Consider the following 16,327-nt stretch of genomic DNA (forward strand, 5'->3'; position numbering starts at 1 on the left):
CCTCCTTCTCCTTAATCCATTAAAATGTTATCGTTTCGACAATTCCTTTTTTTACACGGTCAACAGTCGGTAAATAATGATCTTCAATTGTAAACGGCGGAACCGGTACATCAAATCCTGTTACACGCTTAATCGGCGCTTTCAGGTAAATAAGAGCTTCATCATTAATGATGGAGATAATCTCCGCACCTAATCCGGCAGTCTTGTGGGCTTCATGGACGATTAATGCACGACCTGTCTTTTTAATGGATTGCACGATCGAATCCCTATCTAAAGGGTATAAAGTTCTAAGATCGACCACTTCACACTTCCATCCTTTTTCTGCTTCAATCTTTTTCGCGGCATTCAATGCCTCCCTTAACATGGCCCCCCATGCAAAAATGGTCAGGTCGCTACCCTCCTGGACCACTTTTGCTTGACCGATTGGTATTCGGTACTTTTCGTCGGGAACTTCTTCCTTAAAAGCCCGATACAATTTAGTCGGTTCCAAAAAAATCACAGGATCTGGATCTTCCAGCGCTGAAATGAGCAGCCCTTTTGCGTCATATGGATTACTGGGTGCAACCACCTTTAAACCAGGAGTATGGGCAAAGAAGGTTTCGACACTTTCGGAATGAAGTTCAGGACCCCTGATTCCAGCACCATATGGCGTACGGATTACGAGGGGCACCCCAAATTGCCCACGAGTACGATACCTCATACGGGCAGCATGGGAAACGAGCTGCTCGAACCCCGGATAAATAAAGGCGAGAAACTGGATTTCCACTATGGGCAGCATCCCGTTAAGAGCCAAACCAATGGCAGAGCCGATGATTCCGGATTCAGCTAATGGCGTATCCACAACTCGATCTTTTCCATACTTCTCATAAAGTCCTTCCGTCGCTCGAAAAACCCCGCCATTCACTCCAATATCCTCACCCAAGATCATCACGCGATCATCATGACCCAGCATTTGGTCCAGCGCTTCCGTAACAGCCTGGAGCATCGTTAAATTTTTGCCCATCATTTCTTCCCGCCTTTCCTTAAGATTTGGTTCAATTCCTGCTTCTGTTCCTTTAGATGCCATGACTCCTCGGCATATACATGGTTAAACATTTCAAGCGGGTCGGATTTCGGATATGCTTCGGCCCTTTTAAGGTGAGCATCGATCAGTTCGTTGAATTGCTTTAACACCAATTCTTCCTGCTCTTCATTCCAATGACCCTCTTTATTCAAATACTTTCTAAGGCGTGTAATGGGATCGCGGTTTTCCCTCCAGAACGTTGAAATTTCGTCCTGATCGCGATATATGTTCGGATTATCTGCAGTAGTATGGGCGCCATAGCGAAATGTAATGGCTTCGATTAATGTAGGTCCTTCCCCTTTAACCGCTCTTTCGACAGCCTCCTTTACAGTCATCCATACGGCAAAAATATCATTTCCATCCACCCGCACCCCATGGATGTCATAAGCGGCAGCCCGCTGGCATATTGTTTTTGATGCCGATTGCTTTTCAAAAGGGACACTGATTGCGTAGCCATTATTTTGGCAGAAAAAGATTGTCGGGGTTTTATAAACGCCGGCAAAATTCAGTGCTTCATGAAAGTCCCCTTCAGAAGTCGCTCCATCGCCAAAATAGGCAATGCTAACATTCTTTTCGCCTTTAAGGTTACTTGCCCAAGCCGTTCCGACTGCATGAACCATTTGAGTGGCAATTGGAACACTTGGAGGCAATATCCTTTTTCCTTCTGGACAAATCGAACCATCAAAATGCGCCATCCAGTATAGGAAAACACGGTATAATTCCTGTCCATGAATGATTGCGGCTCCATGATCACGGTATGTGGGAAACATCCAATCCCCTGCCGACAATGCTAAAGCGCTTCCTGCTTGGGACGCTTCCTGCCCTTCGAAAGGTGCATAAGTCCCTATCCTGCCTTGGCGCTGGAGATTAATTGATTTTCGGTCAAATGTTCTGAGCAGGAGCATGCTCTCATACATCTTTAACATAAGTGATTTATCGATTTTTCCATCAATCGCTTCAATGATTTCCCCATCAGGAGTCAATACACGAAACATTTCCGGCTCAACTCCACTTGAATGCGCTTTCATTATTGGGTTTCCCGTCTTTTCCATTTCATTTCTCCCCTTAAGATAGATTTGTTTCGCAAACTTTCCTAGGTTTTGAACAGTCATGAAATAACAGCCCAAAATGTTTTTATTGGTCTTTCTGTCTGTGATTAAATGCTGTTTCATAAACTACATTTCCTTATATAAAAGGATAATACATCCATGTTTTTAATAATATGTTAAATAGAATGAATTTTTTACATATTACCTTTATTTAGAAGATGTTTTCTGATACTTCACCTTCATTTTGAAAATGAGAACCTTTAATGGGGAGTTTCATATTGATTACCTTCAAAATGTGATATGCCACTTGATCGATTCATACCTTTTCCAAAAAGTATTCAGCACAAAAAAGACCCATTATATAATACATGGGTCTTAGACTGTATAAAAACTCGAAGAAATCAGCTGCCTACGTTTTTTTCAACAGACAGTTGTTTTCAGAAATCCGCTCCCTTTCCGCCGACTGCCTGCCAAGCCTCATCAAAGCAAGCGTCTGCGGGGTCTCGGCTAGCCAGTTTTTTGGCTGGTTCAGAAATCCGAAATTAGAGCAATGTTACCCTTTTTGCATTTCAGGATGGGGTAGGACTTGCATCGGCAATTGCACCCAAAGGTAGAAAAGATCTATTTTTCAAATGTTCCTTTCACGACAGCATGGCCATCTTTGACCATCATCTGCCCCATCGCGATAACACTATTTATTTCTAGAGTTCGTTGATTCATCATGATGATGTCCGCGTCCTTACCTACCGAAAGCTTTCCCTTTGCAGAAAGCTTTAAAATGTTTGCCGGGTTTTCCGTCACAACTCGTAGGGCATCGGCAATTGCCACTCCATCCTCGAGGACCGCATCGACAACACAATCATATAACGACATGCAGGTACCAATGTTCAAACCGCGCAGGTTACCGCTTCCATCGAAGTCAGGCAGGCTGGCTTGCCCATCTGAAGTTATGGTGATCTGCCCGATTTCAACGCCTTCTTCTAGTGCCATTTTAATTGCTGTACTTGCTTTGACCTCGCCTTCTTCAAGGAATTTCTGGATTGTACTTGTCGTAAAATCTATATACCCCCCTTTTTTTGCATATTCCACCCCAGCATTGAATAAATGCGGATTTCGGTTTATATGCGTAGGGTAGAACTGAGTGATCGGAATTTCCGTTGTCTCGACAACTTCTTCAATTACGTGCAAATGATCTAGACTGTCGCCGACATGAATATTGACGATACCGCTTTTCCCGGATAACAGACCTCCATTACGTGCCTGCGAGGCCAGTTTAGCGAGTTCGGCTGCAGTCGGCTGCGAAGAACGATGATCGGCAATGGCTATTTCGCCAACACCGATAATTTTATCCACAAGAATCAAATCATCCTCGATCTTACCGGTTAACGTCTTGACTGGAACTTGATACGAACCAGTCTGAACGAAGCAGCTAATTCCTTCTTCTTCAAGCGCTCTCGCTTTGGCGAGCAGTGCAGGCATCGTCCTTGTCGTTCCATCTGTGCCGATGACCCCTACCAATGTCGTTATACCGGCTAAAGTGGCATCTGTTAATTGGATTTCAGGTGTGCGCGTTTTAAAGCCCCCTTCCCCGCCTCCGCCGATAATATGTACGTGAGCATCTATAAAACCCGGAGCCACAATTTGACCACTCGCATCAATCACTTTCATTTCAACGAAATTGGCAGGAACATCAATCTGGTCCTCAATGAAGCCAATTTGCTTTCCAACCAAGAGGATATCTTTTTGGCCCATATATTCCGGACCATAAAGCTCCCCATTTTTAATAAGCGTGAGCATCGTTCGTTCCCCCTCAAAAAATTGAAATTTTCAAATAGGTTTCAAAATCTTTCACGCGGGTAAATATACAACATGACCCGCTAACAATTACATAAAAAAATCCAAACATACTTGTTCATTTTTAAACGTTGTAGCTGAATTGACATCTTGATTATGCTTTTACAAAAGTATAAAAACAAAAGGAGTAAACGACATGAATAAAGTGATTTCTTCTGACATTCAAACAAATAAAAGATTATCCATGCGACAAATCATGAACCTATATCAAGTTACAAAAGAATTTAAAGGGAATATATATTTTATCTGCAACCATAAATTGGTCGATGCCAAGAAACTGTCGACTTTTGTATCCTTTGTGCTCATTCTTCAAGAGTGTGCAACCATGAAAGTCATACTTGAAGGCGAGAATGTACACACCATGCTTGAAAAAGTACAGGCTATTTGTAAAGAAAATGATGAAAGTGCATTTCGTTTCCAATCGAACCAAACCGTAAATATTTAAAAGAATCCAACTACGTTTTGAAGAGGGTGTATCTATATGAGAACCATTTTAATGGTGATAGGCGCAATCGTCGTAATCGGCATAATAGCAAATCTCATTTTTTAAGAATGATGAAAGACTGTCAATGATTGACAGTCTTTTTTTGTTGATTTGATTTAGAAGGGCTTGATCATGCTCCCGGACCTGGGAATCACCACGGAACCTCCCAGTCCCTCCATTTATTCAAGCCTTCCCTTATTTCATTTCCTTTATCAATCCAATATTGTCTCTTCTTCTCCTCTTCTTCCTTCTCCTGTTGCTCAGCTATAAGTGCCTGTTGTTCTGCTATAAGCGGACCGATATCTTGAGCTTTAAAAGATTGAGCAGCTTGATTCTGTAAGGCTTTCGACATTATTTTTTGAAAGATGAGCGCACTTCCCTGACTGCTGTGTGTCGTTAGATAATGTTTTGCGTCCGTCTTATCATATCCCGCCCAAACAGCACAGACCAGCGAAGGTGAATAACCGATGAACCATTGATCTTTAACCCCTGATACTCCTTCGATGGGAACTTGTGTAGATCCTGTTTTACCTGCTATTTCATAACCGGAAACAGCCGCGTTTTTCGCTGTGCCATATTCCACTGTTCCAAGCAGCATGGCGTTCATTTTGTCGACGGCGCCTACAGAGGTCACTTTGGTGCTTTTCTCTTTCCAGGCGGCAACCTCTTTTCCATCGGCATTTTCTATCCTTACGATGGCGTGGGTTTCCATCCGTTCCCCTTCGTTGGCGAAAGCAGAAAAGGCTCCTGCCATCTGCAGCGGGGACACACCTTTTTTCATCCCTCCTAAAGCGATAGACAGGTTTCGATCATCCTTGTCATATGGAATCCCAAACCGCTTAAGTGAATCAAGCCCCCTATCGATTCCAATCTCATTCAATAGCCAAACCGTCGGTACATTCAAGGAATTCATCACCGCTTCATACATGGGGACTTCTCCTTTATATTGACCACTCAGGTTTGTTGGCTCATATTCACCGAAGCTCATTTTTTCATCCTTTAAAGGGTCAGTGATATCATATCCCTCTTCAACAGCCGGCGTGTAAACGACAAGCGGTTTAATGGATGAACCAGGAGACCTTGTCAGTTGGGTTGCCCGGTTGTATCCCATGAATTGGTGTTCACCCCTCCCGCCGACAAGTGCTTTTATGCCGCCTGTTTCAGGATCAAGAAGGACAGACCCGCTTTGAACCAGTTCATCTGTACTCGTTCCAACCGGAAAATTGGCTGAATTCTCATACACGCTTTCTGTAGCCTGCTGCATGGACTGGTCCAGGGTCGTGTAAATTTTATACCCCTTTGAAAGCAGCTCCTCAAGCTTAATTCCATATTTACTCGATGCTTCCGATAAAACATGATCGACATAATAAGGATACTTACCTCTCAATGGATCGGTTTCCTTCTCCCCCATAAGAAGTGTCACCGTATCTTTTTTTGCCGCCGCTTCTTCATCTTTCGTCAAATAACCATGTTCCGCCATTCGCGAAAGAACCAAATCACGCCGCTTCACTGCACCGTCCAAATTCTTGTATGGATCAAGTTTGGATGGCAAGTTAATGACTCCCGCCAGCAAAGCTCCCTCGGCAACGGTCAACTCAGAGACCTCTTTTGAAAAATAAATATTTGCAGCCTTTTTGATTCCCCATGCCCCATGGCCAAAATAAACTTGATTCAAATACATTTCCAGGATTTCATCTTTTGTATATTTATTTTCAACTTCCTGGGCTAGAAAAAACTCTTCTATCTTCCTCTTCAGTGTTCGATCTGATTCCAGCATCGTGATTTTCACAAGCTGCTGGGTGAGCGTGCTCCCGCCTTCAACAACACTTCCAGCCTTCGCATTTTTAACCAAAGCCCGCATGATCCCTTGATAATCTATGCCATGATGTTCATAAAAACGGTGATCCTCAATAGAAACCACTGCTTGTTTCATATGTTCCGGGATTTCATCTATCGCAACGCCCTCGGATTTATTTGCCGTGATCGTACTGGCTAGATTCCCATCCAGATCATAGATACCTGTCGGTTGCTGAAGACTATTTTCAAGATGACTTATATCAGCACCCTGCCTGAAATAAAATAGTGAACCGGCGCCTAAAACCGCAATCGCCAATATTATAATTAGACCTAATTTCACTAACCCTCTCATTTGTACCCCCATTTTCCCATCTGCGACATGTTTCATTAAAAATATTTTACCCTTTTTGTTAAAGAAAACTCGTCGATTGAATAAAAGGCGCTCTTTTCTTGTAGCTCTTTACACGCGAATCGGCATCCTTACCGATAATATCCCTTCACCGTCTGTGCCTGCCAATTAACTGAAGGACCAGGTTTCATCCTACCATTTTAACTATGCTCGTATCTATCCTTTACCCGTAAAAGGCAATCTATATACCGATTTTAGGCGTGAAGCCATTTAAAAGCGGGTATAACACTATAAGGTCTTATAACGGGGAGAGATGATAGTAATGAAAGATTTGAAACATATTGTCGTCGCTTTTGATGGAAATGAAGAAAGTAAACGGGCCGTCGAATATGGAGCAACATTGAAAAAGGCCTTTCCAAAAGCTGAGTTGACCGTAGTTCATGTCCTAAATGATAAGGTTGAACAGCGTATCATGGGTAACGCCTCCGCGCCGGGGTTCGTACCCTCTGCCGGATTTTATGTGGATCCAGTCCAGACACATCCTGTTGTTGAAGTTGACCAGCCAGGAAATCAAAAGGTAAATGACACCCCTTCCGCCCTCGAGAATAGTATTCAGAACGCAGAAAGTAATACGTTGAGATTGTTAAGTGAATGTCAAGTGACGGGGAAATTCGAACTATTGGAAGGGCATGCGCCAGATAGCGTATGTGACTTTGCAGCGAGAACTTCTGCTGATCTTATCGTTGTGGGCAATAGCGATAAAAGCGGTTTGGAAAAATTCTTCCTTGGCAGTACAAGTAGTTCCATTGCGAAAAACGCACCATGTTCGGTATTCATTGCAAAATGAAGAATGAGCGGTTTTTTCCCTAATGGTTCGAGTAATACATTCTCCGAATAAGGCCGGGTTCATATAGAATCCGGCCTTTTTGCTAATAGGATTTTTTCAGTATTACATTCGGAGCACCCGAAAGACAACGGGTTGCTAATTGCTGTCAAAAAACTACATCCTGCATCAGTGCAGACTACCAGGTTCAAAATGCCTGAACCAGAACCATTCACTCTTATCCTTAGGCTCCCCTTGTGGAAGTATTTAATTTTCGATCATCGGTTAGAATATACTATTAGTTTCCTTAAATGAGAATTAAAGAAACTGTACATGTCTTCGAATTCACTTTTCACCATTTAGTGTAAATATATTTTCATTTATCCAACTTCTTTACAGACTTTCAATACACCTGCTGATAACCAAGTTAGATGGCTAAATACGACAATTTTTCTATAGACTCACTAAAGTTTGATTTGGTATCTTTATTAAGCCTAATTTACATTGGGGAGGGAATGGACATGGATAAACATTCGATATCAGCTGAAAAAGGCGCCTACATAAGCATTGCCGCTTACATATTCTTGTCTGCTCTTAAATTGTCATTTGGTTATTTCGGTGATTCTAAAGGGCTTTGGGCTGATGGTTTAAATAATACGACCGACATCATCGCTTCCATAGCCGTTTTGATTGGTTTGAAAATTTCAAAGAGACCTCCTGATGATAATCATTCATATGGTCATTTACGGGCGGAAACCGTAGCGTCATTGGTAGCTGCCTTCATCATGATCACAGTGGGCCTTCAGGTTGTATTCAGTGCCATTGAATCCTTCTTTCACCAAGATTCAACAACCGTTCCCAGTATGCTGACCGGATATGTCGCTCTATTCTCTGCAATCTTCATGTACGGAATCTACCGTTATAACCTTACATTAAGTAAAAAAATCAACAGCTCTTCCATCTATGCCGTTGCTCAGGATAATCGTTCCGATGCCCTTGTCAGTGTTGGTGCTTTCATTGGAATCATCGGCACTAAGATGGGAATCCCTTGGCTGGATGCGATAGCTGCAGCAGTCGTGGGGGCCATCATATGCAAAACTGCCTGGGATATCTTTCGTGATGCTTCCATCTCTTTAACCGATGGTTTCGACGAGCAGCTCCTGCAAAAGATCGGACAAACCATAATACTGACAGAGGGTGTTAAAGACATGAGTGAAATTAAAGCCCGGATGCATGGAAGTGAAATCCTGCTCGAAACTACCGTTCATGTCAACCCTCTTTTGACCGTCATTCAAGGTCATGATATTACCGTTAGAATCGAAGAAAATCTTTTGAAGGAATATAATATCCAGCATGTGATCGTTCACATCGAACCATATGCATTTCATAAAAAAGGTAACCGTCATTAACTTTACGGGTACCTTTTTTCGTTATTAATTCCTGTAATTACTGTAATAAAACTGTGTCAAAAAAAGGTATTTATTGATTGATTGCCGAATATTTATCCAATTGACACATGTTAAAAGAACAGTAATCTGTTATCATGAAAGCAAGTTGTAATTATTTTGATATTTTGTAATTTTATTCAAATAAAGCACTTTCTGGGTCAAAGTAAATTCATTTTCCTACAGTATGGAGGGCAAAATGGTATCTAATCGAGAAATGACCATTCACTTTTTATCTTCTCAAAAAAACAGTATCATTTCCAAATGGAAAGATGAGTTGCTGCATTTACCGGACGGATACTTGGGGTATTTTAAAGGAGAAGTGGAAAACATTTTTAATTTGCTAATGGATCAGGTTGGAAAATCGGATACTGACATAGACGATGTACTGAAGGTCGTAGGAGAAAAAATTGCGGCTGATCGCGTTACTAAGCAATTGGATATGGAAAATTTCTTTTCCACTGCAACCATCGGGAGATCCGTCATCATAGAGCACATTTTGAATTCCAAAGCACCTAGAGAAGAAATATCGGCTCTAATAAAACGGGTAAACGTTTACTTCGATAAACTCATTCATTTTGCATTATCCCATTATACCGAATTGAAAACGATGGAACTTGAAGAACGCTATCAATTCATAAGCCCAAACCATAAAGACCGTTTGACGCTCCTTGGCCAAATGACCTCGAGCTTTGTCCATGAATTCAGAAATCCACTGACTTCCATCATGGGATTCATACAATTATTACAGGCAGAACAACCTGAGATAAAGTACCTTGATATCATTTCAAAGGAATTGGATCAGCTAAATTACCGGATCACTCAATTTCTTAATATTTCCAAAAAGGAGACTTCAACAACACAACCTGATCTATTTTCCATTGCTCAGCTTGTGAATGAGGTGATCGAATTTTTATATCCCAGCATTTTGGAAGTTAATGCTTCCATTACATGCAATATTGCCGAGGATGCCGTAATTTCCGGTTCTAAAGAAGAATTTCGTCAAGTTTTACTAAATATTATATTAAATGCTCTTGATGTGGTTGCAGGAATGCCTTCCCCGTCCATTTACATTTCAGGATCTGAATCGCCACCCGGCATTCTTACTTTAAATATATCGAATAATGGGCCGAAAATACCTGACGACGTCCTGCCGAATATTTTTGAGCCATTCATCACCACAAAAAAAAGGGGAACCGGATTGGGATTATTCGTCTGTAAAGAAATCGTTTTGAAGCATCAAGGAACCTTATCCTGTCACTCTACCGATTTCCTAACGACCTTTTCCATACAATTAAAAACTAAATAATGGATAAATATCCTTTTTTCCTTAGGATTTTAGTGTGAAATTTTTGACTGATTGACGTCCAGTTACTTATACTAATAGGAAGGTTCCACTACTGATCGAGGTGAATGATCCTATAGATTGAAAATAAAAACCAGATTTCATACAAGATAGACGAATTATTTTTCCATCTAACATTTTATATACTAATATCATTTCATTCATTATTGGTTTTGGGAGGTGACTGGGATAATTAAATCGTTCGGCACATCTGGCGATTCAATAAAGTCCCACACTAATTGGACATATTAAGTTTTTTATTTGTCATTATTTTAATTGCTTTAACAGCCTTTTTTGTAGCCTCGGAATTTTCGATCATAAGGGTTCGCAGCTCCAGGATCGATCAATTGATTGAAGAGGGAAACAAAAAAGCCATTGCGGTAAAGAAGGTTACATCCGATCTTGATGAATACCTATCCGCGACACAGCTTGGAATTACCGTTACTGCCCTTGGACTGGGGTGGCTAGGGCAACCGACCGTCCTCAAATTGGTCGGGCCCTTATTCAATGCCTTGAATATCCCTCAAGAAGTCACAAGCATTCTGACATTCGTCATTTCATTTTCCCTGATTACGTTCCTGAATGTGGTTGTAGGTGAATTGGCTCCTAAGACGGTTGCCATCCAAAAGGCTGAGCAAGTGACCTTGGCAATTGCCGGGCCGCTGATTTTTTTCCATAAGATAGCCTTTCCCTTCATCTGGGCCTTGAATCATTCTTCCCGATTCGTTGTCGGATTATTTGGCTTTAAGCCAGCATCCGAAAGCGAAATAGCCCATACGGAAGAGGAATTGCGTTTCATCCTGTCAGATAGCTATAAAAGCGGGGAGATTAACCAGTCGGAATTTAAATATGTAAACAACATCTTTGAATTCGATGATCGTGTTGCCAAAGAAATCATGGTTCCAAGGACAGAAATCATGACCATATCCAAGGATGAAACGGTACAGGAATTCGTCGATGTGGCCAAATTGGAAAAATACACCCGATATCCTGTTGTCGAAGGTGATAAAGACCATGTCATCGGCCTAGTGAACTTAAAGGAAGTTTTCTCGGATCTTATTAAGAACCGGGAAATCCATATCAAAGCGATTGAAAATTACGCTCGTCCGATCATTCGGGTAATGGAAAATATACCAATTCACGATTTGCTGTTAAAAATGCAAAAAGAACGCATTCATATGGCTATTTTGATGGATGAATACGGCGGAACTTCCGGACTTGTCACAGTCGAGGATATCCTCGAGGAAATCGTTGGGGAAATTCGTGATGAATTCGATATCGATGAAGTTGCCTCAATCAGGAAAATTAAAGATGGACACTATATTTTAGACTCTAAACTTCTTGTAAAGGAAGTGAATGATCTACTTGGCATTCACTTGGAAGAAGATGATGTCGATACTATAGGCGGATGGGTCCTTACGGAAAACTATGATGTGAAGGTAGGGGACATCATGGAAAAAGACGGATTCTGCTTTAAAGTGATTGAAATGGAAGATCACGCCATCCGTTCCATTGAGGTCACAAAAAAGGTCGTACATCTTTCTCTTGAAGAGGACCTTACCCAAGGTTAATGATCAAAAACAGCCACGTAAAAGTTTATTTTACGTGGCTGTTTTTTCGATTTTTTTCATTTATCGGGAAACCGTCCCATTTTTTTGACCGTTACGATTGGAGGTGTGTTCTTTTTTTTCCATAAGATATACAGCATGATGAGGATAAAGGAAAAACCAGCAGCCGGTATTAGATAAGGTTCAGTTATTTCCCGGATTTGCTGCCAATTCTCGCCGAGGATCCTTCCTAAGGTCAGGAACAATATGGTCCAAGGTATGACAGCCGCAACCGTATAAAATATAAACTTCCATACGGACATCCTCGCAATTCCGGCAGGGATGGAAATGGCATGGCGAACAACCGGAATGAATCGAGCCGTAAAAACCACGCCCACGCCATACCTCTTAAACCACTCTTCAGCATGTACAATATGATTTTCTTTAATCAGAATATATTTTCCATATTTCAAGAGAAAGGGCCTTCCTCCATAATACCCCGCCCAATAGAGAAATAATTGTGCCATCGTCCCGCCTGCCACACCTGCAAGAACAGCTCCCCAAAAATTCATTTTCCCCTGGCCGACCAAATAGCCACCGTATCCAAGTACAAGCTCACTCGGGATGATTTCAACCATCAGCCCCAATAAAATCCCCAAATAGCCCATTTCCGCAAACCAATTCAATATCGTCATAATAAGCTGTGATATCATGCTATCGGACTCCCCTTACCGCTAATTTCAAATTGTTTGTCCTTCTATCCTATTCAGCTCACAACGTTCTATTCGATTTTTCATATCCAGTTTCACAATGCACCACATTCAGGATTGCACAAAAAAAGACCAGTGTTATGTACTCCGGTCCCTTTACATCAATATTCTTTTAGTTCCCCTTTTGGGGAAATTCGAGAAAAAACAGCGGTAGTGAGTAAGGATGAATCATTTTGTGAAACACTAGTGAAAATCTCCTGCCGTGATTTCGTTTTTTCAATATGAATCCCGAGATCTTTATACTTGTTGATTATTTGATTATTCATGCTTACCCTCCCTTTCTGCTTTACCGTTATCCTTTAACTTCCCATTTAACGAAGTGATAAAACCTGTTTAAACAATTCGATCATAAAAACAATCAATTGACATGAATGGTTTGCAGTTGGTGTTCATGCACTTCGTCTTTTTCAACATGTACCTGGACCTTATAGGTTCCCGCTTCTTCGAAAGATACCTTATTTAGATATGTTCCATTCCCACCTTCTTCAGCTTTAGTGAAATGACTCTCTTCGCTGCCTTCCTTCCACACCTCGAAATTCACATCTGCATTTGTCAATGGCTTCCCATTCAATTCAACTTTCGCTTCAAAGTTCGAACTGTTTCCTGCCTTTACAGGGTTACTTTGAAACCCGATAGATACATCCGTACTAGGATGAACCGATGCACCTTCACTTTCATGTTCAGGAACGACAACTTCTTTTTCAGGCATTACATGAAGGCCTTTAGCCGTTACATGGGACACTACAATATATTTGCCTTGTTCCTCAAAAGTATGCATCACTTGATACATGCCACTTCCAGTATTCTTTGCTTCAAGCATTTCCCGTTTATCCTGTCCTGACTTTCTCACTTCAAACAGCACCTCATCAGCTTCATTCACCAATTGGCTTCCCTGTTTCACTGTCGTTTCAAGAATGACTTCTTTTCCAGGCTCCACTTTCCCTTTTATGACAATTGATGCATCCATCGATTCTGGAACAGCACTGTTAACTTCCTTATCCTCTGGCATTTCAGACTCTTGACACCCTGCAAGCATAACTAACAACGCAGTACACATATAAAGTTTTTTCATATGAACTTCCCTTTACTATTTATTAGACTAAAAATCTGTCCTCTTCATATTGCCCATCCTTTCCTTTTTTAAGATTTTTATACATAGTTTAACTTCAAATGATTCGCATTACGGTGACTGAAGTCAGCATGGCTACCGCGATGATCGTTAAAAACGAATATAAAAAGATTGAAGTCCCCACAACGCTCAATCCGCAAAGCAGTACACACCCATCAATGAAAAAAATCAGCAGACCAACATTGAGTCCACTTTTCCTGGAAAGGATCTGTGCCAACATATCGGTTCCGCCTGTAGAGGTCCCATACCGAAGCATTAAACCGATTCCAAGTCCAATCAACCCTCCCCCGAATATCGCACTTACATAAATGGGAAGGTCCCATCCTGTGACAGCGTCGGAAAAAATATCGATGCATAAAGAGGAAAAAAGCAAGCCATGCAGGCTGTTCAGGAATAATTTTTTTTCAAAGTACCAAGCATATATATATAATGGAATGCTGCTCAAAATCACACCCAGCCCTGTCGGAAGTCCTATATAGTAATGAAAAATCAGCCCAATCCCTATCATGCCGCCATCCAATAAATGATAAGGTATCAGAAAAAAATTGATTCCCACACCTACAAGCATGCTGCCGGCAATGATCGCTGCCATCCGTTCCATGATCTTCATGGCTGCCACCCCCTTTAATTCTTGCATTTAAACTTGTCTTGGTTTCTATAGAATATGTTTGTACCATCAAAAAAATAATGAAACTGATCAATTTTTATGAAACGGCCCTTAGTTCTCTGAATATTCTATAATATGTTGCAATAAAGTAGAGAAAACAGTCAAAAACAGCTAATTATTAGCTCAAACTGATCCTTTACAAGCAATTTACCGGATTTAAGGTGCCGTAAGCTGTTTGACTGAATGACTAACTCTTTCTATAATGAAAGTATTTAAATTAATTAGATTGAGGTGATTTGATGGGGCATTAAAGAATGTTCGTTTTGACGGACGGGCGCTGCATTGCGTAACGGATATGTGCATCCTTTTGGAAAATGGCTGCATTCCTTCAGACAGAAATTCTTCTATTTCCCGTCTACGCATCGCTAATCGGCATATACTATTATTCTCTTCATCACTAAAAGAAATGGGAGTTCAAGCGGCTGCACTTTTACTGCCACAGGCCTTTTTGAAGCAATCCCGAAAATATTCAGCACGGCAAAAAAAATATACTTGTATATTTTAAAAATGTAGGAGGTGTACTCCTTATTCGTCTCGAAGGCGAGTTAAGGGAGACTATTTGGACATAATAAACTTGGTTCTTATTGCCATTTTAATTGCTTTAACAGCATTTTTTGTAGCTACGGAGTTTGCGATTGTTAAAGTGAGAAGCACGAGGGTCGATCAATTAATTGAAGAAGGAACGCCGAATGCTCTTTCAGCAAAGAAAGTCATATCCAACCTGGATGAATACCTCTCAACATGCCAGCTCGGAATTACCGTCACCGCTCTAGGGCTTGGGGTGCTTGGGGAACCGACAGTTGAAAAGATTTTGCATCCACTCTTGAATCAATTGAATCTTCCAAATTCAGCTTCACATGCACTCTCGGTTGCAATTGCCTTTTCTTTCATTACCTTCATGCACGTGGTTGTTGGGGAATTGGCACCAAAAACATTGGCGATTCAAAAAGCGGAGCAAGTAACTTTATTGGTTTCCAAACCTTTAATTGGTTTTAACAAAATCATGTATCCATTCATCTGGGTACTGAATGGCTCTGCAAGGACGCTTACAAGAATGCTAGGATTAAAAGCGGTTTCCGAACATGATTTGGCTCATACAGAAGAAGAGCTTCGAATCATTGTTTCCGAAAGCTACAAAAGTGGCGAAATTAACCAATCAGAGTTTAAATATGTGAATAAGATTTTTGAATTCGATGATCGGATCGCAAAAGAAATCATGGTTCCACGTACAGAAATCGCAACGGTATCCAAAGATGATACGATCCAGCAGTTTTTCACCGTAATGGCGGAAGAGAATTTCACACGATATCCTGTCATTGACGGTGATAAAGATCATGTTATCGGAATGGTCAATATCAAAGAGCTATTCACTGAAATGATTGACAAGAACAATCAGGCTGCGTCAACGATCGACCGATATGTTCGTCCGATCATCCGTGTCATTGACAGTATCCCGATTCACGATTTACTTTTAAAAATGCAAAAGGAACGGATCCACATGGCCATCCTCATGGATGAATACGGCGGTACGTCAGGTTTGGTTACCGTTGAAGATATCCTTGAAGAAATCGTTGGCGATATCCGCGATGAATTCGACTTGGATGAAGTTCCCGATGTCCGCAAATTAAAAGAAGATCACTACATCATCGATGCCAAGGTATTAGTCAGTGAAGTGAATGATTTACTTGGATTGGATATCAATGATGAAGATATTGATACTATGGGCGGATGGATCCTTACCGAGGATTATGAGGCCAAACAAGGTGATATCCTGACTTATGGTCCCTATAACTTCAGGATAAAGGAAATGGAAGATCACCATATCCGTTATATTGAAATATATAAACAAGCAAAAGTCGTAAGCGAAGTGAAAGAATTCCCGATCATATCACAAACCGAAATCGTTTCATGATTATAACCCCCGTTCCCAAAACAATAGGAGCGGGGGTTTTTTTTTTCATCTGGCACATGAAATAAAATAAATACATATTATATAAAACCTGCT

General features: G+C 41.1%; 14 protein-coding genes. 6 read left to right on the forward strand and 8 right to left on the reverse strand.

The features are described 5' to 3' along the window. Positions 1–19 precede the first annotated feature (19 nt). The 3 genes from J7I96_RS04355 to iadA all read right to left on the reverse strand — a co-directional run bounded on the left by J7I96_RS04355 (position 20) and on the right by iadA (position 3,909). On the reverse strand, positions 20–1,003 hold the full coding sequence (locus tag J7I96_RS04355; RefSeq protein WP_214770160.1) for an alpha-ketoacid dehydrogenase subunit beta: 984 nt from the start codon (positions 1,001–1,003) through the stop codon (positions 20–22). After that, positions 1,003–2,115, reverse strand: a complete 1,113-nt coding sequence (gene pdhA, locus J7I96_RS04360; protein WP_251025117.1) for a pyruvate dehydrogenase (acetyl-transferring) E1 component subunit alpha — start codon at positions 2,113–2,115, stop codon at positions 1,003–1,005. Before pdhA ends, J7I96_RS04355 begins: the two co-directional genes overlap by 1 nt. A gap of 618 nt (positions 2,116–2,733) precedes the next feature. Continuing rightward, positions 2,734–3,909, reverse strand: a complete 1,176-nt coding sequence (gene iadA, locus J7I96_RS04365) for a beta-aspartyl-peptidase (protein ID WP_063577152.1) — start codon at positions 3,907–3,909, stop codon at positions 2,734–2,736. Between the two features lie 193 nt (positions 3,910–4,102). Between iadA and J7I96_RS04370 the strand changes: the two genes are divergently transcribed. Further along, complete coding sequence (locus J7I96_RS04370) at positions 4,103–4,411, forward strand: hypothetical protein (protein WP_214769685.1); 309 nt, start codon at positions 4,103–4,105, stop codon at positions 4,409–4,411. 190 nt (positions 4,412–4,601) lie between these two features. Here the strand turns inward: J7I96_RS04370 and J7I96_RS04375 are convergent, their stop codons facing one another. Further along, on the reverse strand, positions 4,602–6,599 hold the full coding sequence (locus J7I96_RS04375) for a transglycosylase domain-containing protein (protein WP_214925511.1): 1,998 nt from the start codon (positions 6,597–6,599) through the stop codon (positions 4,602–4,604). Positions 6,600–6,918: 319 nt separating this feature from the next. Between J7I96_RS04375 and J7I96_RS04380 the strand changes: the two genes are divergently transcribed. From J7I96_RS04380 to J7I96_RS04395, 4 genes are all read left to right on the forward strand, one after another. Then, the gene (locus J7I96_RS04380) at positions 6,919–7,443 is read left to right on the forward strand and encodes a universal stress protein (protein ID WP_214769691.1); all 525 of its coding nucleotides are present in this window, start codon (positions 6,919–6,921) and stop codon (positions 7,441–7,443) included. Between the two features lie 491 nt (positions 7,444–7,934). Then, entirely contained in the window at positions 7,935–8,828 is an 894-nt protein-coding gene (locus tag J7I96_RS04385) for a cation diffusion facilitator family transporter (protein ID WP_396020050.1), read from the forward strand. A 235-nt stretch (positions 8,829–9,063) separates the two neighbouring features. Further along, positions 9,064–10,173: a sensor histidine kinase gene (locus J7I96_RS04390; protein WP_214925508.1), complete on the forward strand. Its 1,110-nt coding sequence runs from the start codon at positions 9,064–9,066 to the stop codon at positions 10,171–10,173. 275 nt (positions 10,174–10,448) lie between these two features. Next, positions 10,449–11,780: a hemolysin family protein gene (locus J7I96_RS04395; RefSeq protein WP_214769700.1), complete on the forward strand. Its 1,332-nt coding sequence runs from the start codon at positions 10,449–10,451 to the stop codon at positions 11,778–11,780. Between the two features lie 56 nt (positions 11,781–11,836). On the opposite strand, the gene uptA is transcribed toward J7I96_RS04395, so the two are convergent. The 4 genes from uptA to J7I96_RS04415 all read right to left on the reverse strand — a co-directional run bounded on the left by uptA (position 11,837) and on the right by J7I96_RS04415 (position 14,265). Next, positions 11,837–12,466, reverse strand: coding sequence for an undecaprenyl phosphate transporter UptA (uptA, locus tag J7I96_RS04400; RefSeq protein ID WP_214770163.1), 630 nt, complete (start codon positions 12,464–12,466; stop codon positions 11,837–11,839). Between the two features lie 161 nt (positions 12,467–12,627). Continuing rightward, positions 12,628–12,792, reverse strand: coding sequence for an Lmo0850 family protein (locus tag J7I96_RS04405; RefSeq protein WP_214769703.1), 165 nt, complete (start codon positions 12,790–12,792; stop codon positions 12,628–12,630). Positions 12,793–12,884: 92 nt separating this feature from the next. Continuing rightward, complete coding sequence (locus tag J7I96_RS04410; RefSeq protein ID WP_214769706.1) at positions 12,885–13,598, reverse strand: FixH family protein; 714 nt, start codon at positions 13,596–13,598, stop codon at positions 12,885–12,887. 94 nt (positions 13,599–13,692) lie between these two features. After that, positions 13,693–14,265 (reverse strand): YitT family protein, encoded by a 573-nt coding sequence (locus J7I96_RS04415; protein WP_251025119.1) that lies wholly within the window; start codon positions 14,263–14,265, stop codon positions 13,693–13,695. 616 nt (positions 14,266–14,881) lie between these two features. Between J7I96_RS04415 and J7I96_RS04420 the strand changes: the two genes are divergently transcribed. Further along, positions 14,882–16,234: a hemolysin family protein gene (locus J7I96_RS04420; protein WP_214769709.1), complete on the forward strand. Its 1,353-nt coding sequence runs from the start codon at positions 14,882–14,884 to the stop codon at positions 16,232–16,234. Positions 16,235–16,327: the final 93 nt, after the last annotated feature.

The organism is Bacillus sp. ISL-78, from assembly GCF_018613455.1.
In the GTDB taxonomy this organism is placed as follows: Bacteria; Bacillota; Bacilli; order Bacillales; family DSM-1321; genus Peribacillus; species Peribacillus frigoritolerans.

What these genes read in the sequence shown, in the direction of transcription:
- J7I96_RS04355 (WP_214770160.1), bottom strand. Translation starts at nt 1,003, where the DNA reads ATGGGCAAAAATTTAACGATGCTCCAGGCTGTTACGGAAGCGCTGGAC.
- pdhA (WP_251025117.1), bottom strand. Translation starts at nt 2,115, where the DNA reads ATGGAAAAGACGGGAAACCCAATAATGAAAGCGCATTCAAGTGGAGTT.
- iadA (WP_063577152.1), bottom strand. Translation starts at nt 3,909, where the DNA reads ATGCTCACGCTTATTAAAAATGGGGAGCTTTATGGTCCGGAATATATG.
- J7I96_RS04370 (WP_214769685.1), top strand. Translation starts at nt 4,103, where the DNA reads ATGAATAAAGTGATTTCTTCTGACATTCAAACAAATAAAAGATTATCC.
- J7I96_RS04375 (WP_214925511.1), bottom strand. Translation starts at nt 6,599, where the DNA reads ATGAGAGGGTTAGTGAAATTAGGTCTAATTATAATATTGGCGATTGCG.
- J7I96_RS04380 (WP_214769691.1), top strand. Translation starts at nt 6,919, where the DNA reads ATGAAAGATTTGAAACATATTGTCGTCGCTTTTGATGGAAATGAAGAA.
- J7I96_RS04385 (WP_396020050.1), top strand. Translation starts at nt 7,935, where the DNA reads ATGGACATGGATAAACATTCGATATCAGCTGAAAAAGGCGCCTACATA.
- J7I96_RS04390 (WP_214925508.1), top strand. Translation starts at nt 9,064, where the DNA reads ATGGTATCTAATCGAGAAATGACCATTCACTTTTTATCTTCTCAAAAA.
- J7I96_RS04405 (WP_214769703.1), bottom strand. Translation starts at nt 12,792, where the DNA reads ATGAATAATCAAATAATCAACAAGTATAAAGATCTCGGGATTCATATT.
- J7I96_RS04410 (WP_214769706.1), bottom strand. Translation starts at nt 13,598, where the DNA reads ATGAAAAAACTTTATATGTGTACTGCGTTGTTAGTTATGCTTGCAGGG.
- J7I96_RS04415 (WP_251025119.1), bottom strand. Translation starts at nt 14,265, where the DNA reads ATGAAGATCATGGAACGGATGGCAGCGATCATTGCCGGCAGCATGCTT.